21 protein-coding genes and 1 riboswitch are annotated in these 23,094 nt (G+C 69.4%); of the genes, 15 read left to right on the forward strand and 6 right to left on the reverse strand.

Going from position 1 to position 23,094, the window contains the following annotated elements:
- Nucleotides 1–23: 23 nt before the first annotated feature.
- The 3 genes from J2Y55_RS24335 to cobD form a co-directional block, all read right to left on the reverse strand.
- Nucleotides 24–3,719 carry an autotransporter domain-containing protein gene (locus tag J2Y55_RS24335; RefSeq protein ID WP_310158650.1) on the reverse strand — a complete coding sequence of 1,232 codons (3,696 nt, stop codon included), beginning with the start codon at nucleotides 3,717–3,719 and terminating at the stop codon, nucleotides 24–26.
- A 192-nt stretch (nucleotides 3,720–3,911) separates the two neighbouring features.
- On the reverse strand, nucleotides 3,912–4,883 hold the full coding sequence (locus tag J2Y55_RS24340) for a D-2-hydroxyacid dehydrogenase (protein WP_310158651.1): 972 nt from the start codon (nucleotides 4,881–4,883) through the stop codon (nucleotides 3,912–3,914).
- A gap of 102 nt (nucleotides 4,884–4,985) precedes the next feature.
- Entirely contained in the window at nucleotides 4,986–6,005 is a 1,020-nt protein-coding gene (gene cobD, locus J2Y55_RS24345) for a threonine-phosphate decarboxylase CobD (protein WP_404979027.1), read from the reverse strand.
- A gap of 14 nt (nucleotides 6,006–6,019) precedes the next feature.
- On the opposite strand from cobD, the gene cbiB reads away from it, so the two are divergent.
- Nucleotides 6,020–7,000: an adenosylcobinamide-phosphate synthase CbiB gene (cbiB, locus tag J2Y55_RS24350; RefSeq protein WP_310158653.1), complete on the forward strand. Its 981-nt coding sequence runs from the start codon at nucleotides 6,020–6,022 to the stop codon at nucleotides 6,998–7,000.
- Nucleotides 7,001–7,006: 6 nt separating this feature from the next.
- Here cbiB and cobO read toward each other — a convergent pair whose 3' ends face one another.
- Together cobO and cobU are read right to left on the reverse strand one after the other, a co-directional pair.
- The gene (gene cobO, locus J2Y55_RS24355) at nucleotides 7,007–7,618 is read right to left on the reverse strand and encodes a cob(I)yrinic acid a,c-diamide adenosyltransferase (RefSeq protein ID WP_310158655.1); all 612 of its coding nucleotides are present in this window, start codon (nucleotides 7,616–7,618) and stop codon (nucleotides 7,007–7,009) included.
- 68 nt (nucleotides 7,619–7,686) lie between these two features.
- Complete coding sequence (cobU, locus tag J2Y55_RS24360; protein WP_404979024.1) at nucleotides 7,687–8,205, reverse strand: bifunctional adenosylcobinamide kinase/adenosylcobinamide-phosphate guanylyltransferase; 519 nt, start codon at nucleotides 8,203–8,205, stop codon at nucleotides 7,687–7,689.
- Between the two features lie 135 nt (nucleotides 8,206–8,340).
- Nucleotides 8,341–8,526: riboswitch (cobalamin riboswitch) on the forward strand.
- A 36-nt stretch (nucleotides 8,527–8,562) separates the two neighbouring features.
- Between cobU and J2Y55_RS24365 the strand changes: the two genes are divergently transcribed.
- The 9 genes from J2Y55_RS24365 to cobJ are packed head-to-tail and all read left to right on the forward strand — an operon-like array spanning nucleotide 8,563 to nucleotide 17,916.
- A complete protein-coding gene (locus J2Y55_RS24365) occupies nucleotides 8,563–8,739 on the forward strand; it encodes a CbtB domain-containing protein (protein WP_310158656.1) in 177 nt (58 codons plus the stop codon).
- Between the two features lie 11 nt (nucleotides 8,740–8,750).
- On the forward strand, nucleotides 8,751–9,491 hold the full coding sequence (locus tag J2Y55_RS24370) for a CbtA family protein (RefSeq protein WP_310158657.1): 741 nt from the start codon (nucleotides 8,751–8,753) through the stop codon (nucleotides 9,489–9,491).
- Nucleotides 9,492–9,545: 54 nt separating this feature from the next.
- Nucleotides 9,546–9,956, forward strand: a complete 411-nt coding sequence (locus J2Y55_RS24375) for a DUF1636 family protein (protein ID WP_310158658.1) — start codon at nucleotides 9,546–9,548, stop codon at nucleotides 9,954–9,956.
- Nucleotides 9,953–10,990 (forward strand): cobalamin biosynthesis protein CobW, encoded by a 1,038-nt coding sequence (gene cobW, locus J2Y55_RS24380; protein WP_310158661.1) that lies wholly within the window; start codon nucleotides 9,953–9,955, stop codon nucleotides 10,988–10,990. The genes J2Y55_RS24375 and cobW overlap by 4 nt, the downstream gene beginning before the upstream one ends.
- 6 nt (nucleotides 10,991–10,996) lie before the next feature.
- A complete protein-coding gene (gene cobN / locus J2Y55_RS24385; protein WP_310158663.1) occupies nucleotides 10,997–14,440 on the forward strand; it encodes a cobaltochelatase subunit CobN in 3,444 nt (1,147 codons plus the stop codon).
- The gene (gene cobG / locus J2Y55_RS24390) at nucleotides 14,437–15,726 is read left to right on the forward strand and encodes a precorrin-3B synthase (protein ID WP_310158664.1); all 1,290 of its coding nucleotides are present in this window, start codon (nucleotides 14,437–14,439) and stop codon (nucleotides 15,724–15,726) included. The genes cobN and cobG overlap by 4 nt, the downstream gene beginning before the upstream one ends.
- A gap of 3 nt (nucleotides 15,727–15,729) precedes the next feature.
- The gene (locus J2Y55_RS24395; RefSeq protein ID WP_310158666.1) at nucleotides 15,730–16,362 is read left to right on the forward strand and encodes a precorrin-8X methylmutase; all 633 of its coding nucleotides are present in this window, start codon (nucleotides 15,730–15,732) and stop codon (nucleotides 16,360–16,362) included.
- Between the two features lie 4 nt (nucleotides 16,363–16,366).
- Nucleotides 16,367–17,110 (forward strand): precorrin-2 C(20)-methyltransferase, encoded by a 744-nt coding sequence (locus J2Y55_RS24400; RefSeq protein WP_310158668.1) that lies wholly within the window; start codon nucleotides 16,367–16,369, stop codon nucleotides 17,108–17,110.
- Nucleotides 17,111–17,124: 14 nt separating this feature from the next.
- Nucleotides 17,125–17,916, forward strand: a complete 792-nt coding sequence (gene cobJ / locus J2Y55_RS24405; RefSeq protein ID WP_310158694.1) for a precorrin-3B C(17)-methyltransferase — start codon at nucleotides 17,125–17,127, stop codon at nucleotides 17,914–17,916.
- Here the strand turns inward: cobJ and J2Y55_RS24410 are convergent.
- On the reverse strand, nucleotides 17,859–18,623 hold the full coding sequence (locus tag J2Y55_RS24410) for a cobalt-precorrin-6A reductase (protein WP_310158671.1): 765 nt from the start codon (nucleotides 18,621–18,623) through the stop codon (nucleotides 17,859–17,861). The genes cobJ and J2Y55_RS24410 overlap by 58 nt on opposite strands.
- Here J2Y55_RS24410 and cbiE point away from each other — a divergent pair.
- The 5 genes from cbiE to bluB are packed head-to-tail and all read left to right on the forward strand — an operon-like array spanning nucleotide 18,622 to nucleotide 22,958.
- Nucleotides 18,622–19,878 carry a precorrin-6y C5,15-methyltransferase (decarboxylating) subunit CbiE gene (gene cbiE, locus J2Y55_RS24415; RefSeq protein ID WP_310158672.1) on the forward strand — a complete coding sequence of 419 codons (1,257 nt, stop codon included), beginning with the start codon at nucleotides 18,622–18,624 and terminating at the stop codon, nucleotides 19,876–19,878. The two genes, J2Y55_RS24410 and cbiE, sit on opposite strands and share 2 nt — an antisense overlap.
- On the forward strand, nucleotides 19,875–20,264 hold the full coding sequence (locus J2Y55_RS24420) for a cobalamin biosynthesis protein (protein ID WP_310158674.1): 390 nt from the start codon (nucleotides 19,875–19,877) through the stop codon (nucleotides 20,262–20,264). The genes cbiE and J2Y55_RS24420 overlap by 4 nt, the downstream gene beginning before the upstream one ends.
- Complete coding sequence (gene cobM / locus J2Y55_RS24425) at nucleotides 20,261–21,025, forward strand: precorrin-4 C(11)-methyltransferase (protein WP_310158675.1); 765 nt, start codon at nucleotides 20,261–20,263, stop codon at nucleotides 21,023–21,025. The genes J2Y55_RS24420 and cobM overlap by 4 nt, the downstream gene beginning before the upstream one ends.
- Entirely contained in the window at nucleotides 21,022–22,341 is a 1,320-nt protein-coding gene (locus J2Y55_RS24430; RefSeq protein ID WP_310158676.1) for a cobyrinate a,c-diamide synthase, read from the forward strand. Before cobM ends, J2Y55_RS24430 begins: the two co-directional genes overlap by 4 nt.
- Nucleotides 22,338–22,958 (forward strand): 5,6-dimethylbenzimidazole synthase, encoded by a 621-nt coding sequence (gene bluB / locus J2Y55_RS24435; RefSeq protein WP_310158677.1) that lies wholly within the window; start codon nucleotides 22,338–22,340, stop codon nucleotides 22,956–22,958. The genes J2Y55_RS24430 and bluB overlap by 4 nt, the downstream gene beginning before the upstream one ends.
- Nucleotides 22,959–23,094: the final 136 nt, after the last annotated feature.

Raw genomic sequence — 23,094 nt, forward strand, 5'->3', positions numbered from 1 at the left:
GACCGGATAGAAGCCATTCCGGCTCAGAACGTCACGTCGATCCTGCCTCGCAGCGCATGGTCGCGCGCGCCATTGCCCAAGGCGGCATTGTAGCCAAGACCCAGCGCGACATTGCCGGCGACGCGCCAGGACAGCCCGACCTCCGCAACCATTGCATCGCGCGCCACCGGCGCGGCGTAGACCTGGAAGGGGCTCGCGGCTCCAGCAAAGGCCAGCACGGCGGTCGGCGTCGTCTCCCCGAAGGCGTGACGCCAGCCCAGCATGGCGCGGGCGAAGAGCGGCGTCGCGCCAAGCTGCGTTTCCGCGCGCAGGCCCACTATGGAGAAGCCGAGGTTCTGGTCGCGGCCATTCAAGCGCAATGCGGCCGCCCCGCCCTGCTCCGTGCCTGAATCCGAATGCACGCTCACGGCGGCGACCTGGACGAAGGGCTCGAAGGCGACGGAGCCGAGCGGCAAGGCATAGCCGACCTCGGCGAAAGCCTGGGCCGTCGCCCCCTGGCCGTCGAACCGCAGCACGTCGGAAAAGCCGCTCAGCCCGACGAAGCGGGTCAGGTTGGTCTGGTTCCAGGCATAGGCGGCGCCGGCGCGGAGATTGACCGCGCCGAAACGCGCCCCGCCATAGAGCGCGGCATGGACGGCGTCCTGCGTGCCGTCCGAGCGGCGCTGGTCGATGTCGAAACGGGTGCGGGTGAAGCCTCCGGCGACGCCGACGCGCCAGGGCGTCTCGCCGCCGCCGGAATCGAGCTCCGCGCCGAACAGCATGCCGCCGCCGCGCCGATCGAGCGAGGCCGCATTGCCGTCGCCATTGCTGCTGCCCTGCGCGCCGATCGCCTCGCCCCAGAGCTGGAAGCGCCGGGTTTCGAAAGCGGGCGCGGGCAATGTCGCCATGCGCGGCCGGCCCGGCGCATCGGCCGAGAAGGCGCCGGTCACTGCACCGGGCGATGCCGAGGAGGCGAACGGCGCGCGCAGACGGTTCATGATGGTGTCGCGCACCAGATGGCTGGTCTCGATCGCGACCGAGACGGCCTGCGCATGCGCCTCGCCCGAAAGCGCGTCGAAACCGGCGCGGGCCTCCGCCAGCGTCGAGGACACCAACGCGTCATAGACGCGATTGCCCGTCCCCAGCCCCTCGGCAGCGCGACCGGCGCTCGCCTGGTTGCGGGTGACAGCCGCGTCGGGAAAGGTGACGGCATTGCGCGCCAGCGTCAGCGCTACAGCCGTTGCGTCGTAGCTCAGCGTCGGCGTCAGGAAGGCGAAATTCGAGGTCACGCCGGAAAACTGCCCGCTGACACCGCCCTGCGCAGTCAGGATGACATAGCGGGTCGAGAGACCGTAACTGCCCTGCGCTGCCAGAAGCTGGACCTGTCCGCCGGACAAGGTCGCGGTTCCCGTCGCCGCGACCAGGTCGGATGCGCCGGCCGCATTGAGTTCGACCTGATAGGTCGAGCCCGCCGCAAAAGCGACATTCCCGGCAACTTTGAGCGTGCCGATGGAATTGCCCGGCGCGACCGTGCCGCCGGAGGCGATGACGATGCTGCCGACCGTGCCCGAGCCGCCGAGCGCGCCGCCCGCCACGGTGATGGTGGAGCTGGTCAGCGAGCCATTGACGACAAGAAGCCCGGCGAGCACCGAGGTCGGGCCGGTATAGCTGTTGGTCCCGGTCAGGATCAGCTTGCCGGAACCCTGCTTGGTCAGCGTCCCCACCCCAGCGATGTTGGCGGCAAGGGTGGTGCTGTCGGTGAAATTCGCGACGATGGCGCCATCATTCTGAATGAAAGGCGTGTCGATAGCGCCCGCCAGGCCGCCATTGCCGAGATTGAGCACGCCCAAGGAGCCGATCTGCATGCCGGCCGCGGCCCTGACCAGCCCGCCATCCGCAACCGTGAGCACGCCGGCATAGTCGCCGCCGCAGCCGCAACCGGAAGAACCGACGAGCAGGCCGTTGGTCGCATTCAGGACCGAGCCCGTCCCTGTCACCAGGACGCTTGCAGTGGGAAAGCCCAGGCTGGGATCGGGATCCGAACTGATTTGGACGAAGCCGGTGGCGTTCACGACACCACCCGCGGAAATGACGAGACTACCGGAGCCGCCGACGCTGAAGTTGCCGACGATCAAGCCGTTATCGACGTTCCAGGTCGATCCGGGGCCCGTCACCGTCACGACCGGCGCAATAATGTCTCCCTCGATACCCGCGCCGCCCTTGCTGTTCATCACCGCGCCGCCGCTGATTGTCAGCGTTGCGGGCGTGAGGTTGGCGACGACCGTGAGACCTTCGACAGTCACGGTCGAGCCCGCGCCCGTGACCTCCATCACCGATTGGACGATCAGGAAGCCGGCAGGATCCACCATATTCAAGGTGCCGCCATTGCTGACGCGCAGCGTCCCGCCCGACACCACGACGCCACCGCCTCCGCCGGCCGGATTGCCGACGCTGAGCGAGCCGCCGCTGATATCAAGCGTCGGATTCGAGCAGCCGCACAGAAGCAGGAGCCCTTCGATGCTGCTCGTCCCGGTCAAGGTGAGCATCCCCGGCCCGTCCATAGAGAGCGAGCCCTTGCCGGAGATATTGCCGGAGAAGACGGTCGCGACGGCATTGGAGCCGATCGACAAGGTGGCGCCATCGCCGATGACGACTTGGCCCGCGCCCGACAGCGAGCCGATCCCGGCCGTGAGCCCGGGCACATCCGTGACCTCGATCGTCGCGCCGGTGGCAACGCTGTAATCGGAATTCGCCGAGAACGCCGTGCCGGAATTGGCGATGAGCCGGCCCTGTATGACGCTGGTCGCACCGGAATAGTTGTTGTTGCCGGAGAGGACAAGATCGCCGAGCCCCGTCTTGGTCAGGCCACCGCTGCCGACAAGGTCGCCGGTCAGCGTGAGCACGTTGCCGTTGCTGTCGATCGTGCCGCCGCCGGCATTGAATGTGACAGTGCGCGCCGAGGCCACATTGGCGGTGATGACGAGGCCGCCGCCATCGAAGGTCAGTCCGCCCGCAAAGGTGTTGCCGAGTTGGGCATCGTGGCTGATCGAGATCCAGCCCTGATTGATCGTCGTGCCGCCATCATAGGAATTGTCGAGACTGGTCAGCATCAGCGTGCCCGCACCGGTCTTGACCAGCGAGCCGCCGACACCGCTGATGGTGCCGCTGACCGTTGTCGAGGTGCCGTCGCCGCCGACCGTGAGCTCGTTGGCGCCGAGATTATAGGAGCCCGTTCCGGCGATCGAGCCGGCGCTCAGGCGATTATCGCCGAGCGGGCCGGTGCTGCCCGAGAAATTGGTCGTCGCGCCGATATTCGTCACGATTGCCGCCGTGCCGGCCGTGCTGTTGTTGGTGAAGATCAGGCTGTTCTGATTGACCAGGGTCTGCGCCTGGCCGGAATTGTTGACGATGCCCACTCCGGTGAAGGTCAGGCTGCCGCCAGGGACGATCGTGATCGTATAGCCTGACGCGCCTGCATTGAAGGTGAAGCCCCCGAGCGTCGTAGCCGCACCAACAATGATCGCAGAGTCGATGGTGGCGCCGAAGAACGCCGTGCCGGTCGGCACCGTCGCCGGCGTCCAGTTCGCGCCAGTGTTGAAGCTCGCAGAGCCTGGACTGAACAGCCAGGTCGCGTCTTGCGCGCGGGCCGGGCCCACACAAAGCAGCGACGTGCCCGCCAGCAAAGCCAGCACGGCTAAGCGGCGGCGATACGCGCCGCGCTCTTGGCCTGTCGAATCCACGAAAACGTCGCCCCCAAATCCCAGGGCGGCAACTTAAGGGAATCTTACTCTACGGCAATGGACCACCATTCACAGGCTGGGGATCGACATTCCCAGCCATGCCGCGCGACGGCCCGCGAGTCGAACGCCCGGCATGCCGTCGCTTCGGCATGCCGGAGCGAGCCAGCCTCGGCAGCACGTTCAGACGATCGTTCAGACGATCTGGTTGCGCAGCGTCGTCTCGCCCCGCGCCAGCCTGCCGAGATTGTCGAGCAGGGCGTCGACGACATTGCCCTCATAGGCCCGCGTCTCGCCGGCGCTGTGGGGCGTGATGACGACCTGCGGCAGGCCCCAGAAAGGCGAGGATGGCGGCAGCGGCTCGTCATGGAAGCAGTCGAGCCCGGCGCCGGACAGCCGTCCTTCGGCCAGGGCGGCGAGCAGCGCGGCCTCATCCACCACCTTCCCGCGTGCGACATTGATGAGGACGGCCGTGGGCTTCATCGCGGCGAGCGCCTGGACGCCGATCAGCCCTTCGGTCTCCGCCGTCAGCGGGCAGGTCAGCGCGACGATGTCGGCCTGCGCCATGACCTCGTGCAATTGATCGGGCCGGACGATCGCCTCGATATGCGGCTGCGGCTCCGGCTGGCGGCGCACGCCGATGACGCGGATGCCGAAAGCCGAGGCGAGCGCGGCCAGGCGCAGGCCGATGCGACCGAGCCCGACGATGACCATGGTCTTGCCGCCGAGTTCGTCCTCGCGCCTGGCGCGGTCGTCGATCATCGGGCGCCAATGCTTGGCCGTCTGATTGTCGCGGGCGAGATGGATCTGGCGGGTCAGGGCCAGGACCAGCGCCATGGCGTGCTCGGCGACGGCACGCTCATTCACCCCTTGCGCGCTGGCAAGGCGGATGCCGGCGGCGGCCAGGGCCGGCTTGTCGAACTGGTCGGTGCCGGCGCTGACCGACTGGATGAAGCGCAGCTTCGGCGAGGCAGCGATCAATTCGTTGCGCCAGAGGCCGGAGACGACGAGGACATCGGCCTCCGCCGAGCGCGCCTTGAGCTCGTCGAGCGAGTTCGCCGAAAAACTCCGGGCAGCGTGGCCGCGCGTCGCGAACTCGGCCTGCAATTGATAGGCGGCGTGGGAAAAACCGATCGTCAGCTCATTGTCAGGCGGCAGCGGGGGCATTCGTCTCGTTCCTCGACAGTCAAAAGGCGTGGTCAGGTTATCGGGCGTGGTCAGGTTATCGGGAGAGCGGCGTGCTGTCCCGGCGGTCAACGCATGCTAGCTTCACGCTGGACCAGGGCCGGAGGTCGCAAAGCCCTCAAGCGCCGCCTGGAGCCTGGCCCACTCAGAAGCCGCGCCTGGCAGGCCGAAACGCAACCAGCGCGCATCGTTCTGGAAGCGGCGCAGATAGAGGCCACGGCAGCCGAGATGGGTGAAGAGCGCTGGCGCGTTGCCGGTTTCGAGCAGCCTGAACAGCGCCGTGCCGCCGACGATCCTGCCATGCGGCGCGAGCAGCGCATCGAGCCGGGCGGCATCGGCCGCGCGAGCGGCTCCGGCTTGCGCGAGCCAGGGGGAATCGGCCAGCGCAGCCGCTCCGACATGCAGCGCCGGCCCCGCCACCGCCCAGGGCCCCATCGCCGCGCGCAGGGCCTCGGTCAGCCCCGGATCGCCGATCGCGAAGCCCAGGCGCAGGCCCGCCAGCCCATATGTCTTGCCGAAGGAGCGCAGCACCAGCGTCGCCGGCGGCAATTCGGGCAGGACGCTGGCCTCCGGCGTGAAATCGGCAAAAGCCTCGTCGATGACGAGCAGACCGCCGCGCGCGGCGCATCGGGCCGCCATCGCCGCGAGCCCTTGCCGCGACACGACCCGGCCATCGGGATTGTTCGGATTGACCAGCACGACGGTGCGCGCCTCGCTCGCCCGGTCCAGGTCGCTGACGGCGCGCACCTCCGCGCCCGCCTTGGCCCAGGCCTGGGCATGCTCGGCATAGGTCGGCCCCAGCACCGCGACCGGACCGGCACCGGCGAGACGCGGCAGCAGGTCGATCAGGATCTGCGTGCCGGGCGCCGCGACGATGTCCGCGCCGTCGGGCACGCGATAGGCCGCGCGCGCCGCAGCCAGCAGCGCCGCCTCGTCATCGGCGCCCGGCAGGCGCTGCCACAGGCTTTGCGGCAGCGGCGGTAGCGGATACGAGATGGGATTGATACCCGTCGAGAGATCGATCCAGGGCTCGGGCGCGCCCGCAAACAGCGCCCGCGCCTTGGCGAGATCGCCGCCATGCCAGATTTCGCCCTCAATCACGATCGATCCCGCCTCGCATGAGCCCGCCCGACACCTTGCTTCTGCTGCTCGCCGCGCTCGCGATCGAGGCCGCGCTCGGCTATCCCCAGGGCTTGTATGCGCGGATCGGCCATCCCGTCACCTGGCTTGGCGCATTGATCGCGGCGCTCGACGACAGCCTGAACCGCGAGACCGCGTCTTATGCGGCACGCAAGGCGGCCGGGCTCGCCGCGCTCGTCATCCTGCTCTGCGCGACGATCGCCTTCGCCTCGACGGCGACCCGGCTTTGCCTCGGGCTCGGGCCGCTCGGCCTGCTGCCCCTGGCGCTTCTGGCCTCGACCCTGCTGGCGCAGCGCAGCCTCTACGAACATGTCGCTGATGTCGCCGAGGGGCTGGAGCAAGGCGGGCTTTCCGAGGGACGAAAGGCGGTTGCGATGATCGTCGGGCGCAATCCCGAAAGCCTCGACGAGGCCGGGGTCTCGCGCGCCGCGATCGAGAGCCTCGCCGAGAATTTCTCCGACGGCGTCGTTGCCCCCGCCTTCTGGCTCGGCCTCGCCGGCCTGCCGGGCTGCGCACTCTACAAGGCGATCAACACCGCCGATTCGATGATCGGCCATAAGACGCCGCGCCATCTCGCCTTCGGCTGGGCGGCGGCCAGGCTCGACGACCTCGTCAATCTCCCGGCCTCGCGGCTCACCGCGCTGTTGCTGGTCGCAGCCGCAGCCCTCGACCGGGAGGCCGATGCGGCCGGAGCCTGGAAAGCCGTGCGGCGCGACGCCCATCGCCACCGCTCGCCCAATGCCGGCTGGCCGGAGGCGGCGATGGCCGGGGCGCTCGGCCTGCGCCTCGCCGGACCGCGCATCTATGGCGAGACACGCGTCGAGGATGGCTGGATGGGGGATGGCCGCGCGGAGGCGACGGCCGCCGACATCAGGCGGGCGCTCAGGCTCTATCGCGGGGCCTGCCTGATGCTGTGGGCGCTGGCGGCGGCGGGCGTGGCGATCACGATAGCCGCCTGAAAGCTCTCAGAACTCGATCCCCGCCTGCGCCTTCACGCCCGCCGCGAAATGGTGCTTCACCAGCGTCATTTCCGTAACCAGATCGGCAGCTGCGATCAGCTCCGGCTTGGCGTTGCGGCCGGTGACGACGATGTGGAGGTCGTCCCGGCGCGCAGCGAGCGTCGCGACCACCTCGTCCAATGGCAGATAATCATAGCGTAGCGCGATGTTGAGCTCGTCGAGCACAATCAGGCGGATCGTCTCGTCGGCCATCAATTCCTTCGCCTTCTCGAAGGCGCGCCCGGCCGCGGCGATGTCGCGGGCCTTGTCCTGCGTCTCCCAGGTGAAACCTTCGCCCATGCTGTGCCAAGCGATCTGATCGCCGAAGGCGTCGAGCGCCTTGCGCTCGCCCGTCGCCCAGGCGCCCTTGATGAACTGGACCACGCCGACGCGCCAGCCATGGCCGAGCGCGCGCAGCATCAGCCCGAAAGCGGCCGTCGATTTGCCCTTGCCCGGCCCGGTGTTGACGATGAGCAGGCCCTTCTCGATCGTCTTGCCCGCAACCTCGGCGTCCTGCACCGCTTTGCGCTTCTCCATCTTGGCCTTGTGGCGGGCGGCCTCTTCAGCGTCGATCGTCATGTCACGTCACCTGCATCTCACTTCACCTGCCAGCTCACTTCACCTGCCAGCTCACTTCACCTGCCAGCTCACTTCACCTGCATGGCCAGTCCGGCGACCATGAAGACCACGTGCCGGGCCCGCGCCGCAAGGTTCTGGTGCAGGCGGCCAGCCTCGTCGCGGAAGCGCCGCGCCAGGGCATTGTCGGGCACGATGCCGAGCCCGACCTCGTTCGAAACCAGCACGACATGGCCGGAGGCTTCAGCACAGGCAGCGATGAGCTCGGCGCCAACGGACACCGTATCCTGCTCCGCCAGGATCAGATTGGTCAGCCACAAGGTCAGGCAATCGACCAGGATCGGCCGCCCTGCCGGCACGGCGCGAACAGCCTCGGGCAAGGCGAGCGGCGCGTCGACCGTGACCCAGCTTGCGGAGCGCCGCGCCCGATGCTCGGCGATGCGCGCGCGCATCTCGTCGTCATAGGCCTGGGCGGTCGCGATATAGCTCCAGGGCGCCGGCAGCGCCTCGATCAGCGCCTCGGCATGGCGGCTCTTGCCCGAGCGCGCGCCGCCGAGAACCAGGGTGAGATGAGGAAGGATCGTCGCCACAGCCGAAACCTCTACCGACATAACCGTCATTGCGAGCGCAGCGAAGCAATCCAGCGTCTCACTCTATCGCTTCCCGGATTGCTTCGCTGCGCTCGGAATGACGGCGCAGTGCATTGCACAGCACCGTCCACATGGCTAATGATCATCCCCGACGGTGCCCCGGCAACGGGGTGAAAAGGGAACGCGGTGCGATACCGCGGCTGCCCCCGCAACTGTAAGCGGTGAGTTCTGCGCCATCGGCCACTGGGAGCGATCCCGGGAAGGCGGCTCAGGACGTCGAGATCCGTGAGCCAGGAGACCTGCCGTCGTCGTTCCGCAATCCAACAGGCCGCCGGCGGGGCGGCCAGGAGAAACACGATGAATACCTCCGCTTCGCTCTCGACTTCGGCCGGCGTTTCCGAACGCGCCAAGGCCGCACTAGTCGCCCTGCTGCTCGGCAGCGTGCTGATCTTCACGGTCGGCTTCGCGCATTCGAGCAGCGTCCACAACGCCGCCCACGACACGCGCCACACGCTCGCCTTCCCCTGCCACTGAGGGGATCGGACATGGTCAATCGCGTTCTCACGGTCAGTCTCCTGGCCGGGCTTCTGGCTGGGCTCGTCATCGCCGCGCTCCAGCACGTCACCACCACGCCGCTGATCCTCAAGGCGGAAACCTATGAAGCGGCGATGCGTGCCGCCGCGCCGTCTTTCGCGTCCTTTGACGGGCAGGCCCGCATCATCCTCGCCCATGGTCCCGCCGGCGACGCCGCCGGCCATGAGCATGCCGAATGGAAGCCGCAGGACGGCTTGCAGCGCACCGCCTTCACCACGCTGGTCACGGTCGCGACCGCGATCGGCTTCGCCGCGCTGCTGCTCGGCGGCATGATCGCGGCGAATGAGACGATCGACGACAGGCGCGCGCTCGCCTGGGCGGTCTGCGGCTTCCTCGCCTTCGGCCTCGTCCCGGCGGCGGGCCTCGCACCGGAATTGCCCGGCAGCGCAGCGGCCGAACTCTTGCCTCGTCAGATCTGGTGGGTCGCGACGGCGCTGGTCACGGCTGGCGGGCTCTTCGTCTTCCTGCGCATGGAAGCCGGCTGGCTCAGAGCCCTGGCCGTACTCGCCATGCTCGTGCCGCATCTGATCGGCGCGCCACATCCGGCCGCGCCGGAGAGCAAGGTTCCAGCCGAGATCGCGGCGCATTTCACCGCATTGTCGCTCTCGATCCAGGCCGCGCTCTGGCTCGCCACCGGCCTGGCGGTCGGCGTGATCTGGCCCTGGGCGACGCGACGCGCGGCCAAGGCCTGACGCCTCGCGCGCTTCTTCCCAGGGAGCGCGCATCTCGAACACGGAGGCGTTTGCATGCCCGAGGCCGATCTCACCATACATGTCTGCACCGTCTGCCGGCGCGTGCGCGAGGACCTCGCCGAAGGCTACGACCAGCCGGGACTCGGCCTCGCAGCCGCGCTCGGCGAGCGGCTTGCCGGCAAGGCCGGGATCACCGTCGAGGCGGTCGAATGCCTCGCCGTCTGCAAGCGCCCTTGCACGGTCGCCTTCGCGGCGAACGGCAAATGGACCTATCTCGTCGGCGATCTCGACGCCGAAACCCATCTCGACGATATCGTCGGCGCGGCGGAGAGCTATGCCGCCAGCGCCAACGGCATCATTCCCTGGAAAGAGCGACCCATCCCCTTCCGCAAGGGCGTGGTCGCGCGCGTGCCGCCGCTGAGCCTGCGCGAACCGGACCTGCGCAAACAAGGATCGACATCATGAATGCCTCCCTAGCCAAAGTGCCCTGCACCATCATCACCGGCTTCCTGGGCGCCGGAAAAACCACGCTGGTGCGCCATCTGCTCGAGAATGCCGGGGGCAAGCGCCTCGCCGTGCTCGTCAACGAATTCGGCGATCTCGGCTTCGACGGCTCCTTCCTCGCCGGCTGCGGCATCGAAGGCTGCACGGAAGAGGATGTGGTGGAGCTGCCCAATGGCTGCATCTGTTGCACGGTCGCCGACGATTTCGTGCCGGCGCTGGAAAAGCTGCTGAACCGGCCGAACCCGCCCGAGCACATCCTGATCGAAACCTCGGGCCTGGCCCTGCCGAAGCCGCTGGTGACGGCCTTCAACTGGCCGGCGATCCGCTCGCGCGTCACGGTCGACGGCGTCATCGCGGTGGTCGACGGGCCGGCTGTGGCCGAGGGCCAGTTCGCCGACGATCCCGAGGCGATGGCCGCTCAAGCCGCGCAGGATTCATCGGTCGAGCACGACAACCCGCTGGAGGAGGTCTTCGAGGACCAGATCCTCTGCGCCGACCTGATCCTGCTCAACAAGAGCGATCTCGTCGATGCAGAAGCCAGGGCCCGCGTCATCGCCGAGATCAGGGAGCATCTGCCAAAGGCGATCAAGATCGTCGAGACCTCGCATGGCAAGGTCGAGCCGGCGTTGATCGTGGGGCTGAACGCCGCCGCCGAGAACGATCTCGCGGCGCGCCCCTCGCATCACGGCGAGGGCGAGGACCACGACCATGACGATTTCGACTCGGTCTCGCTGCCGCTGCCGGCCGGCCTCTCGCCCGAGACACTCTCGGCCCGCATGGGCAAGGCCGCCGAGGCCGAGGGCGTGCTGCGGCTGAAGGGCTTCACCGCCGTGCCGGGCAAGCCGATGCGCCTCGTCGTGCAGGGCGTCGGCCGCCGCGTCAGCCATCATTTCGATCGGGCCTGGGGCGCTGACGAGGCGCGCGATGGCCGGCTCGTCGTGATCGGCCTTAAGGGCTTCGACCGCACCGCCGTGGAGGCCGCGCTCGCGGGCTGAACGCGCATGCACCTTCTCCCGACCAGCGAGATCAGGCTCGACGACGGCGAAGACGCCGTCGACCTCGCCTTGCCGCCGGGGGATGTGCTGGTTCTGTCCTATGCCGACAGCGATCTCTCGGCGATTGCGGTCGCCGCCGGTATGGCTGCTGGAGCAAGCGGGCTCGATGTCCGGCTCACCTCGCTCAGGCGGCTCAAGCACCCGCTTTCGGTCGACCTGCTGGTCGAGAAGACGGCGGCAAAGAGCCGCTTCGTGCTGGTGCGCTGCCTCGGCGGCCTGGACTATTGGCGCTACGGCGTCGAGCAGTTGGCCGAGACCTGCCGGCGCGAAGGCATCGCGCTTGCCGTGCTGCCGGGCGACGACCGGCCGGATGCGCGCCTGGCGGAACACGGCACCGTGCCGGCGGCGTTCGCGGCCGAATTGCTGGGCTATTTCCATGCCGGCGGCGGTGCTGAGAACATGCGGCGGTTGCTGGGGCGGATTGGGGATTATCTCGGCGCCTCCCTTCCCTCATCCGACCCGGCTACGCCGGGCCACCTTCTCCCCCGAGGGGAGAAGGATGAGGCGGCGGCAGCTTCGCCCTTCTCCCCCCGGGGGAGCAGGTGCCGGCAGGCGGATGAGGGAAGGCGAGATGCTTTCGAGCTCGCACCCCTTTCGCTCCCTTCGCTCTTCGCGCTCAGCGCGGGCGCAACTCCCACCCCCTGGCGCGAGGCGCTCGCCGCCCTTCCCGCTGAGGCCCCGCTCGTTCCCATCCTGGTCTACCGCTCGGGCGTCAGTGCCGGCGACACCGCCATGGCTGAGGCGATCGCGGCTGCTCTCGCCGCCCACGGCCACGCTCCGCTGATCCTGGCGCTCACCAGCCTGAAGGACCCCACTGTTACGGCGGAACTCGCGGCGCTGATCGGCTTGCGCAAGCCCGCGCTGATCGTCACCACCACCGCCTTCTCGGCGCGCGAGGGTGACGCTTTCGTGCTCGACACCGCCGATTGCCCGGTGCTGCAGGCCGTGCCCGTCGGCAGCGCGCGAGAGGCCTGGAATGCCTCGCCGCGCGGTTTGTCGGCCGTCGATCTTGCCATGCAGGTGGCACTGCCCGAATTCGACGGCAGGCTCGGAACCATCCCCGTCGCATTCAAGGCGGATGTGACGGATGCCGCGACCGGCCTCGTCATCCGCCGCCTCCTGCCCGATCCCGAAGGCATTGCGGCGCTGGCCGATCTCGCCGCGGGCTGGATCGCGCTCGCCGCCAGACCGGCGGCCGAACGCAGGCTCGCTCTGGTGATGTCTGACTATCCCGCACGCGGCGGCCGGGCCGGTTTCGCGGTCGGGCTCGATACGCCGGCAAGCGTGGCTGCGATCTCGGAGCTGCTGGCGGGAGCGGGCTACGCTGTCGCCAGCCGTCATTGCGAGCGCAAGGACGGCGAAGATGGGCCCGCGCTCATGGCCGCCCTCACCACCGGCACCGCCGATTTCGCCGTCCCGCTCCCGGCCTATCGCGCCTGGCTCGACGGCATTCCCGCGGCCGCCCGCGACGCGCTTCTCGCCGCTTGTGGCGAGCCGGAGCCCGACGGCGACGCCTTCCGCTTCCGCACCGTCCAGGCCGGTCATCTTACCATCGCATTACAGCCGCCGCGCGATGCCACGCCCGACCGCAAGGCGCGCTATCACGATCCGGACGCCCCGCCCGGCCATGCCTATCTCGCCTTCTATCTCGGCTTGCGCGAGACCCTGCGCATCGACGCGCTGATCCATCTCGGCACGCATGGCACCATGGAGTGGCTGCCGGGCAAGGCTGTCGCGCTCTCGCCCTCCTGCTGGCCCCGCCTGATCACCCAGGGCCTGCCGGTGATCTATCCCTATGTGGTCGATGATCCCGGCGAAGCCGCGCCCGCCAAGCGCCGGCTGTCGGCGATCACGCTCGGCCATCTGCCGCCTGAACTCGCCGAGACCGGGGCCGGCGGCGAGGTGGCGCTGCTGCGCGATCTCGTCGAGGAGTTCTCGCAGGCGCAAGTGATGGATCCACGCCGGGCCGAAATCGTCGCCCGCGAGATCCGTGAGCGCGCTGAAGCCAGCGGACTCAGCCAGGCCTGCGGCGTCACGCCCGATCTCGATATGAGCGAAGCGCTGACCCGGCTTGATGCGCAGCTCTGCGATATCGCCGAATTGCCCTTCCGCGACGGGCTGCACATCTTCGGGCAAGCGGCGCACGACCCCACTTCCTCGCAGGCCGAGCGGACAAATCTGCTACGCGCGCTCGATGGCCGCTTCGTGCCGCCCGGCCCTGCCGGCTCGCCGCATCGCGGCCGGCCCGATGTGCTGCCGACCGGGCGCAACCTCTCGACGCTGGACCCGCGCGCGATCCCAACACGCGCCGCGGCGAGGCTGGGCGGCCTCGCTGCGCAGGCCGTGATCGCGCGCCATCTGCAGGAGCATGGCGACCATCCGCGCCGGATCGTGATGGATCTCTGGGCCTCGCCGACCCTGCGCTCGGGCGGCGAGGACATCGCGCATGCTCTCGCCCTGATGGGCGTCGAGCCGCTCTGGGACCATGCCTCGACGCGGGTGACGGGCTTCTCGATCGTCCCGCTGCCGAAGCTGACGCACCCGCGCCTCGACGTGACGATCCGCATCTCCGGCGCCTTCCGCGACACGTTTCCCGGCCAGATCGCCCTGCTTGATGCGGCCGCCCGCGCGGTTGCGTCCCTCGACGAGCCCGACGACTGGAACGAGCCCGCCGCCGCCTGCAGGCGGGGCGAGGCCGGCGCACGCATTTTCGGAGCGGCACCCGGCCGCTATGGCGCAGCGATGGCCGACCGCGCCCTCGACGGCGACTGGTCGACGCGCGACGAACTGGCCGAGGCCTATCTCGCCGCCTCCAGCCATGCCTATGGCGGGGCGGAGGGCGCGGCGACCACCGATGCGGGTTTCGCCGAACGCATCAGGGAGGCGCAGGCCTTCATCCATGTCAGCGACACGGCCGGGCGCGACATCCTGGAAGCCTCGAGCGCGGCCGATGTCATCGGCGGGCTTGCGGCGGCGGCCAAATCGCTCGGCGCCAATCCCGCACTCTACAGCCTCGACTCCTCAAACCCCGAGGCACCGAAGGCGCGCACGCTGACTGAGGACATCGCGCGCATCGTCCATGGCCGCTTGACGCATCCGCGCTGGATCGCGGCGCAGCTCGCCCATGGCTGGCGCGGCGCGGCGGAGCTGGCCGAGGCCGTCGACACGCTTTTCGTTTTCGCGGCGAGCACGGATGCGGTCGCGGATGGGCTGTTCGACGCCGTCTTCCAGGCCTATTGCGCCGATCCGGCGATCTGGAGCGCGCTGGAGGCGGCGAATGCTCCCGCCGCCAACGCCATCCGCGCCCGGCTGAGCGACGCCGAGCGGCGCGGTCTGTGGACGAGTCGGCGCAATTCGGTCGCGGCGTTTCTCGCACGGGCCGCGGAATGAGCGTGCGCCCGCAGGAACGTGTGCCCCTGGCTGCGCTGCGGCGCGGCTGGTGCCCGAGCACATTGAAGCCGATGGAGACCGGCGATGGCTGGCTGGTGCGGCTGCATCCGCCCGGAGCCGCGCTGACGCCCACGCAGCTCATTCGCATCGCCGCCCTGGCGCGTGAACACGGCAACGGCCTGATCGAAATTTCCGCGCGCGGCAACATGCAGTTGCGCGGGGTGACGGCTGAGAGCCATCCGGCGCTGGTCGCAGTGCTGCTGGGCGAACGCCTCGTCGACGAGCATGACGGCGACGGCCCGCAGCGCCTGACACTGACCGCGCCGCTGGCGGGAGAAGGCGAGCTGATCGACGCTGCTGCGCTGGCCGAGGCGATCGAAGCGCGCGGGCGGCTCGTTTCCGGCCTGCCGGCGAAACTCCTGATCATCGTCGATGGCGGCGGGGCGCTCTCGCTCGACGCGTTCGCCTGCGATCTGCGCCTCCTAGCGATCGCAGCCGACCGCATCGTCGTCGGCCTGCCTGACGGCTCATGGCGCGGGCCGATCGCCGTTGCGGACACGGTCGAGGCCATCGAGACGATGCTGCATCGCTTCGCCGGGCATCACGCCCAGGCGCGCGAGACGATCCGCCGCCTGCGCGATCTGCCGCCCGAGGCGCTCGCCGCTCTCTGCGGGCTGCCCGAAACCGATGCCCCGCCAACTCGCCCTGCTCCCCGCCGTGCCGGCCTGTTTGCGCCCGGCACTGGCCGCTTCGCCGCCATCGCCGCCCTGCCCTTCGGCCGCGGCGACGCCGCCACGCTGGCAGCCCTCGGTCACGCCGCCGAGGCGCAAGGCGCGCATAAACTGCGCCTCTCGCCCTGGCGCGGGCTTGCCTGCCTCGGTCTGAGCAAAGCCTCGGCGCAGGCCTGGCTCGGCGAGGCCGACCGTTTGGGGCTGATCACGCAAGACGAGGATCCGCGCCTCTCGGTCCAGGCCTGCGCCGGCAAACCGGCCTGCCTGCGAGCCGAAACCGAGGCCATGAGCGACGCCGCGCAGCTCGCCGAGGCGGCCGCGCCGCTCTTGGCCCAGGGCCTGAGCCTGCATGTCTCGGGCTGCGCCAAATCCTGCGCCCATCCTGGAGCTTCCGACCTCACCTTGGTCGGCCGGGAGGGGCGTTATGACGTGGTTCTCCACGGCACGACGCGCGATCAGCCTGTCGCGACGCTTGACCTTTGCGACATCCTGCGGCGTCTGCAGCCGGGACAGGATCTTTTCGCCCGCCTGAGTGCGGCGGCTTCAGGACATTAGAGTTTGAGCACGCGTTACGACTATATCCAGGACGGAGCCGCGATCTATGAGCGCTCCTTCGCGATCATCCGGGCCGAGGCCGATCTATCGCGCTTTTCCGGCGCCGCCGCGCGCGTCGTGGTGCGGATGATCCACGCCTGCGGCATGACCGACCTGCCTGGTGACGTCGAGATGTCCGAGGGCTTCACGAGTGCAGCCGAAGCCGCGCTGCGGGCCGGCGCGCCGATCCTCTGCGACGCCAAGATGGTCGCCAATGGCGTGACGCGGGCGCGCCTGCCGGCGCGAAACGAGGTGGTCTGCACGCTCGACGATCCGCGCACGCCCGGTCTCGCCGCCGAGCTGGGCACGACGCGCTCGGCCGCCGCGATGGAGCTGTGGCGGCCACAGCTTGCCGGAGCGCTGGTGGTGATCGGCAATGCGCCGACCTCGCTGTTCCGGCTGCTGGAGATACTCGATGCCGGCGCGCCAAGGCCCGCCGCCGTGATCGGCATTCCGGTCGGCTTCGTCGGCGCGGCGGAATCGAAGCAGGCCTTGGCCGGGGATGGCCGCGTGCCCTTCCTCGTCGTGCATGGACGGCGCGGCGGCTCGGCGATGGCGGCAGCCGCCGTCAACGCGCTGGCGCAAGAAAAGGAATGAGCCGGTGACCTCAGAACCGGCCAAAACTCTGCTGTTCGGCGTCGGCCTCGGTCCCGGCGACCCGGACTACATGACCCTGCGCGCTCGCGACATCATCCTCAGCGCCGACCGGCTGGTGCATTTCTGCAAGCGCGGCCGGCGCGGCAATGCCCGCGTCACGGCCGACGCGATCGTCCCGCCCGATGCGGCGCGCGAGATCGAGCTCGCCTTCCCCGTGACGATCGAGGCCGCCGTCGGAGAAGCCGGCTATGACGAGCCGATCGCGACCTTCTACGAGGAAGCGGCCGCCCAGCTCGCCGCCGAGATGGAAGCAGGGCGGAGCATCGCCGTGCTCTGCGACGGCGACCCGTTCTTCTACGGCTCCTTCATGCATCTGTGGCGGCGCCTCGCCCATCGCTTCCCGACCGAGGTGGTGCCTGGCGTCACCGGCATGGCCGGCGCCTGGACCCGGGCCGGAGCGCCGATCACCTGGGGCGACGACATCATGACCGTGCTGCCGGGCACGCTCTCGGAAGCGGAACTGACGCGCCGGCTGGTCGACACCGACGCCGCCGTGATCATGAAGCTCGGCCGCAACCTGCCGAAGGTGCGCCGTGCGCTGAGAACGGCGGGGCTGATCCACCGCGCGATCTATGTCGAGCGCGCCACCATGGCCGAGCAGGTCGTGCTGAAGCTCGGCGACAAATCCGATGACGAGGCGCCCTATTTCTCGATGGTACTGGTGCCGGGCGAAGGGCGGCGGCTGTGAACGGCTCGCTCACCATCGTAGGCTCGCTCACCATCGTAGGCCTGGGCCCCGGTGAGGCGCATTGGCTGACGCCGGCCGCGCAGGCCGCGCTCGATGCGGCCAGCGACCTCGTCGGCTACGGCCCCTATCTCGACCGGATTCCGGCGCGCGCGGGCCAGACCAAACACGGCTCCGACAACCGCGTCGAGATCGCGCGGGCCGAGCATGCCTTGCGGCTGGCGGCTGAAGGACGGACCGTCGCTGTCGTCTCGGGCGGCGATCCCGGCGTCTTCGCGATGGCGGCTGCCGTATTCGAGGCGCTGGAGGCGGGCGATCCGACCTGGCGGGCGCTGACGATCACGGTCGAGCCCGGCATCACGGCGATGCTGGCGGCCGCGGCCAAGGCCGGCGCGCCGCTCGGCGGCGATTTCTGCGCGATCTCGCTCTCGGACAATCTCAAGCCCTGGGATGTCGTCACGATGCGGCTCGAAGCCGTGCTGGCGGCCGATTTCGTGATCGCGCTCTACAACCCGATCTCGAAGGCGCGGCCCTGGCAGCTCGGCGCCGCGCTCGAGCTGGCGGCACGGCACCGCCCAGCGGAGACGCCGGTGATCTTCGCCCGCGCCATCGGGCGGCCGGATGAGCATCTGCGCGTCCTGCCGCTATCGCAGGCTGTCACGGCTGCGGCTTCCGCCGACATGGCCACCCTGGTGATGATCGGCGCGTCCTCAACGCGGTTGATCGAGCGACCGGGCCAGGCTGCGATCGTCTATACGCCGCGTTCGGTGACGAAGAGCCCCTGCGCCACCAGCCAGGGCAGGACCTGATCGATATGCTCGACAGCCTCGACATCGGGCTTGGGCGGCCGCTCGACCATGATCACCGGCAAGCCGAGCTGGCGCGCGGCGACGAGCTTGCCGGCCGTGGCGTCACCGCCCGAATTCTTGGTGACGAGGATCTCGACGCCTTCGCGGCGCATCAGGTCCTCCTCGTCATCGGCATGGAAGGGCCCGCGCTGCTGGATCACGGTGACGTCATGCAGCGGCAAGCGGTCGCCGATCGGCTCGATGACGCGGACGAGATAGCGATGGCGCGGCGCGTCGGCGAAGACCGGGAGTTCGAGGCGGCCAACGGTCAGGAAGACGCGCTTCGGCTCGTCCCCCAGCGCCTCGACCGCGCCCTGCATGTCGAGCACGGAGCGCCAGCGATCGCCGGGGCGCGGTATCCAGGGCTTGCGGCGGATGGCGAGCAGCGGCACACCCTCGGCCTTGCAGGCGTGCTCGGCGTTGAAGGGCATGATCGCAGCAAAGGGATGTGTCGCATCGATGACGGCGATGATGCCCTCCTCGCGCAAATAGTCCCGCAGGCCCTCGATGCCGCCGAAGCCCCCGACCCGAACCGGCAGGTTCGACGGGCGGGGGTCGACTGTATGGCCGGCCAAGGAGATGATGGCGCGAATATCGGGAGCCTGTTCAGCCAGATGCTGATCAAGCGCCGCCGCTTCACTGGTTCCACCAAGAATGAGCACGGTCATGGCACTAGTTACGCTTGAAAACGATGGCCTGTCGAGCGGCAGCGAGGCTGCGCCCTCGCCTTGGCTGGCGCTGATCGGGCTTGGCGAGGACGGCCGGGCTGGTCTCGGCCCGGAGGCGAAGTCCGCTCTCGACGCGGCCGAGATCGTTTTCGGCGGCGAACGCCATATCGCGCTGGTCGGGTCTGTGCCGGGCGAGCTTCGCCCCTGGCCGCAGCCCTTCCGCAACGCTCTGCCGCAGATCCTGGCCGAGCGTGGCCGCAAGGTCTGCGTTCTCGCGACCAGCGACCCGTTCCATTACGGCATCGGCAATAGCTTGAGCCGCGCGATTCCCGCACAGGAAATGCGGATCATCCCGCAGATCTCCTCCTTCGCGATGGCCTGCACGCGGATGCGCTGGCCGCAGGAGGAATGTGCACTGGTCTCGCTGCATGGCCGCACGCTCTACCGCATCGTGCCGCATCTCCAGCCGGGCGCGCGTATCCTGGCCCTGTCCTGGGACGAGACCACCCCGCGCGCCGTCGCCGAACTGATGACCGCGCGCGGCCTCGGCGGCAGTCGCATTGTCGTGATGGAATCGCTCGGAGGGCCGCAGGAGCGCGTGCGCGAGACGCGCGCCGATAGCTTCGCCTTCGACGATATCGTGCCGCTGAACATCATCGCGGTCGATGTCGCGGCCGGCCGCGCCTCGCGCATCTTGCCGCTCGCACCGGGGCTGGACGAGGACTGGTTCGCCCATGACGGGCAGATCACCAAATCGGAGATCCGCGCGATCACCCTGTCGGCACTCGCCCCCCGCGGCGGCGAGCTGCTCTGGGATGTCGGTGCAGGCTCGGGCTCCATCGCGGTCGAATGGTGCCAGCGCCATCTCCGCAACCAGGCCGTCGCCTTCGAGGCCAGGCCCGAGCGCGCGCACCGGATCGCACGCAACAAGGTCGAACTCGGCGGCCTCTCGGTCGAGGTCGTCGGCGAGGCGCCTGCGGGCTTCGCCGGGCGCGAAGCGCCCGATGCCGTGTTCATCGGCGGCGGCCTGACGGTCGATGGCCTGTTCGAGGCCGCCTGGGCCGCGCTGAAGCCGGGCGGGCGCCTCGTCGCCAATGTCGTGACGATCGAGGGAGAGGCGAAACTCGCCGCGCTGCACGCCGAACATGGCGGCTCGCTGCGGCGCATTTCGATCGATCGGCTGGCGCCGGTTGGCAGCAAGCATGGCTGGCGTCCGGCCATGCCGGTGACGCAATGGCGGGTCGAGAAGCCTTGAGCGGCCGTCTCGTCGCGGGGTTGGGCCTGCGTGCCGGTACAAGCGAGGACGATATCCGCGCCTGTATCGACCAGACGCTGGCGACTGCAGGCCTCGCCGGAGAGCTTGTCCCGCGTTTCGCGACGCTCGCCGCGCGCAGCGCCGAGCCGGGGCTGCTGGCCCTGGCGAAGGAACGCAATGCCGAGCTCGTCGCCATTCCCGACGAGGCGCTGAAAGGATTCGAGGCGGCCTGTGCGACACGCTCCACGCGGATCGCCTCGCTCTATGGCGTCGGCTCGGTGGCGGAGGCCGCCGCGCTCGCCGCCGCGGGTCCCGGCGGCGTCCTGGTGCAATCGCGCATCGCCACGGCACGCGTCACCTGCGCCCTGGCGAGGAGCGCCTCATGACCGTGCATTTCATCGGCGCCGGCCCCGGCGCGCCCGATCTCATCACATTGCGCGGACGCGACCTGATCGCGGCCTGCCCGGTCTGCCTCTATGCCGGCTCGCTGATCCCCAAGGCGATGCTCGACTGGTGCCCAAAGGGGGCCCGCATCATCGACACCGCCCCGCTCGACCTCGATGCCATCGTCGCGGAGATGGAAAGCGCCCACCTTGCCGGACAGGACGTGGCCCGGCTGCATTCGGGCGATCTCTCGATCTGGAGCGCCTGCGGCGAGCAGATGCGCCGGCTCGATGCGCTCGCCATCCCCTATAGCGTGACGCCGGGCGTACCGGCCTTCGCCGCTGCCGCCGCGAGCCTAAAGCGCGAACTGACGCTGCCGGGCGTGGCGCAGTCGCTGGTTCTCACCCGCACCTCGGGCCGCGCCTCGGCGATGCCCGAGCGGGAAAAACTCGCGACATTCGCGGCATCGGGCGCGACACTGGCGATCCATCTTTCGATCCATGTCATCGATCAGGTGGTGGCGGAGCTCACGCCCTTCTACGGCGCGCAGTGTCCGGTCGCGATCGTGTTCCGGGCGTCCTGGCCCGATGAACGCGTGCTGCGCGGGACGCTGGCTGCGATTGCCGAGCAGGTCCGCTCCTCGGGGCTGGAGCGCACCGCGCTGATCCTGGTCGGACCGGCTTTGGGCGCGGAGGATTTCGGCGAGAGCGCGCTTTACTCGACCGGTTACGACCGGCGGTTTCGGCCGGGAGGGGGACAATGACCGCGCGTGGCCTGATCATCGCCGCGCCGCGCTCCGGCTCGGGCAAGACCACGATCACGCTCGGCCTGCAGCGCGCGCTGGTGCGGCGCGGGCTGATCGTGCGCGGGCTGAAATGCGGGCCGGACTATATCGATCCGGCCTTCCATGCCGCCGCGACCGGAGCGCCCAGCGCCAATCTCGATTCCTACGCCATGCCCGAGGCATTGCTGCACCAGATCGCGCAGGGTGCGGCAGGTCAGGCCGACATCGTCATCGCGGAAGGCTCGATGGGCCTGTTCGACGGCGTGCCGGGCGAGGCGGGCCACACCGGCGCCAGCGCCGACATCGCAGCATCGATGGGCTGGCCGGTCGTGCTCGTCATCGACGTCTCCGGCCAGGCGCAATCGGCTGCCGCGATCGCGCTCGGCTGCATGCATTACGATCCGCGCATCACCATTGCCGGCGTCATCCTCAACAAGGTCGCGAGCGAGCGCCACCAGCGGCTCGTCGGCCAGGGCATGGCGCGCATCGGTCTGCCCGTGCTCGGTGCCCTGCCGCGCGAGGCCAGCCTGATCCTGCCCGAGCGGCATCTCGGATTGGTACAGGCAGGCGAAACCGAAGACCTGTTCGCCCGGCTCGATGCGCTGGCGGACGCTATCGCGGCTGCAGTCGATCTCGATGCCGTGCTCGCAGCCGCAGGGACGACGACGATCGCCGCGCCGCTCGCGCCCGCCCCTGCCCTGCCAGCGCCGGGCCGGCGCATTGCCCTTGCACGCGACGCCGCCTTCAGCTTCGTTTACCCGCATGTCGAGGCGGGATGGCGCGCGGCCGGAGCCGAACTCGTGCCGTTCTCACCGCTAGCCAATGAGCCGCCGCCCGAGGATTGCGACGCCTGCTGGCTCCCGGGCGGCTATCCTGAATTGCATGCGGACAGGATCGCGGGCGCAGCGCGCTTCCTCGACGGCCTGCGCAGCTTTGCGCGGACGCGACCGGTCCATGGCGAGTGCGGTGGCTATATGGTGCTGGGGCGCTCATTGATCGATGCCGAGGGCGTCGCTCACGCCATGGCCGGGCTGCTCGGCGTCGAGACCAGCTTCGCCAAGCGCAAGATGAACCTCGGCTACCGCCGCGCCGTGCTGCAGGCCGACGGCCCGCTCGGGCAAGCCGGCCAGGCGCTCACGGGCCACGAATTCCACTACTCCACGATCGTCGCGGCCGGAGACGATGCGCCCTTCGCCATGGTCACCGATCCGCATGGCTCGGCGCCCGCCCCCGCCGGCAGCCGGCGCGGCCATGTCACCGGCTCGTTCTTCCACGCGATCGCGTTGGCGCCGTGAGCGCGCCGCCGGTCTTCGACGCAGATTTCGCGCAGCAATTCGCTGCGCTCCTGGCATGGCGGCGCGATGTCCGGCGCTTCCGGCGCGAGCCGCTGCCCGAAGGGCTGGTCGACAGGCTCCTGGCGCAGGCCGAGCTTTCACCCTCGGTCGGCCATTCCCAGCCCTGGCGCTGGGTCCAGGTGCGCGACGAGGCGCAACGCGAGACGGCGCGGAACAGTTTCCAGCGCTGCAATGCCGATGCGCTCGGTGACTATGAGGGCGAGCGGGCGCGGCTCTATGCCAGCCTCAAGCTCGAAGGCATGCGCGAGGCGCCGGAGCAGATCGCGGTGTTCTGCGACCATGGCACCCAACAGGGCCACGGGCTTGGGCGACGGACCATGCCCGAGATGCTGGATTATTCCGTCGTCGCAGCGATCACGCAGTTCTGGCTCGCGGCGCGGGTCGCGGGCGTGGGCGTCGGCTGGGTTTCGATCCTGGAGCCTGACGCCGTGCGCGAGGCGCTCAAGGCGCCGCCGGAGTGGAAACTGATCGCCTGGCTCTGCATCGGCTGGCCGGAGGAGGAGAGCGACGTGCCCGAGCTCGTGCGCGCGGGCTGGGAGAGCGGGCGAGCCAGGTAACCCATCCTCACAACACAAGGCGCGGGGAACCCTCTCCCGTAGGAGAGCTTTGCGTAACCGGTCTTTTTGGCGCTTGTGGAAAGTGAGCGGATGGTTTGTCGGGAGCAGGATGTGAGGCTGGACTTGCCCGAGGCGC

Source organism: Allobosea sp. BE125 (genome assembly GCF_031456075.1).
Classification (GTDB): domain Bacteria; phylum Pseudomonadota; class Alphaproteobacteria; order Rhizobiales; family Beijerinckiaceae; genus Allobosea.

What these genes read in the sequence shown, in the direction of transcription:
- J2Y55_RS24340 (WP_310158651.1), bottom strand. Translation starts at nt 4,883, where the DNA reads ATGCCCCCGCTGCCGCCTGACAATGAGCTGACGATCGGTTTTTCCCAC.
- cbiB (WP_310158653.1), top strand. Translation starts at nt 6,020, where the DNA reads ATGAGCCCGCCCGACACCTTGCTTCTGCTGCTCGCCGCGCTCGCGATC.
- cobO (WP_310158655.1), bottom strand. Translation starts at nt 7,618, where the DNA reads ATGACGATCGACGCTGAAGAGGCCGCCCGCCACAAGGCCAAGATGGAG.
- J2Y55_RS24365 (WP_310158656.1), top strand. Translation starts at nt 8,563, where the DNA reads ATGAATACCTCCGCTTCGCTCTCGACTTCGGCCGGCGTTTCCGAACGC.
- J2Y55_RS24370 (WP_310158657.1), top strand. Translation starts at nt 8,751, where the DNA reads ATGGTCAATCGCGTTCTCACGGTCAGTCTCCTGGCCGGGCTTCTGGCT.
- J2Y55_RS24375 (WP_310158658.1), top strand. Translation starts at nt 9,546, where the DNA reads ATGCCCGAGGCCGATCTCACCATACATGTCTGCACCGTCTGCCGGCGC.
- cobW (WP_310158661.1), top strand. Translation starts at nt 9,953, where the DNA reads ATGAATGCCTCCCTAGCCAAAGTGCCCTGCACCATCATCACCGGCTTC.
- cobN (WP_310158663.1), top strand. Translation starts at nt 10,997, where the DNA reads ATGCACCTTCTCCCGACCAGCGAGATCAGGCTCGACGACGGCGAAGAC.
- cobG (WP_310158664.1), top strand. Translation starts at nt 14,437, where the DNA reads ATGAGCGTGCGCCCGCAGGAACGTGTGCCCCTGGCTGCGCTGCGGCGC.
- cbiE (WP_310158672.1), top strand. Translation starts at nt 18,622, where the DNA reads ATGGCACTAGTTACGCTTGAAAACGATGGCCTGTCGAGCGGCAGCGAG.
- J2Y55_RS24410 (WP_310158671.1), bottom strand. Translation starts at nt 18,623, where the DNA reads ATGACCGTGCTCATTCTTGGTGGAACCAGTGAAGCGGCGGCGCTTGAT.
- cobM (WP_310158675.1), top strand. Translation starts at nt 20,261, where the DNA reads ATGACCGTGCATTTCATCGGCGCCGGCCCCGGCGCGCCCGATCTCATC.
- J2Y55_RS24430 (WP_310158676.1), top strand. Translation starts at nt 21,022, where the DNA reads ATGACCGCGCGTGGCCTGATCATCGCCGCGCCGCGCTCCGGCTCGGGC.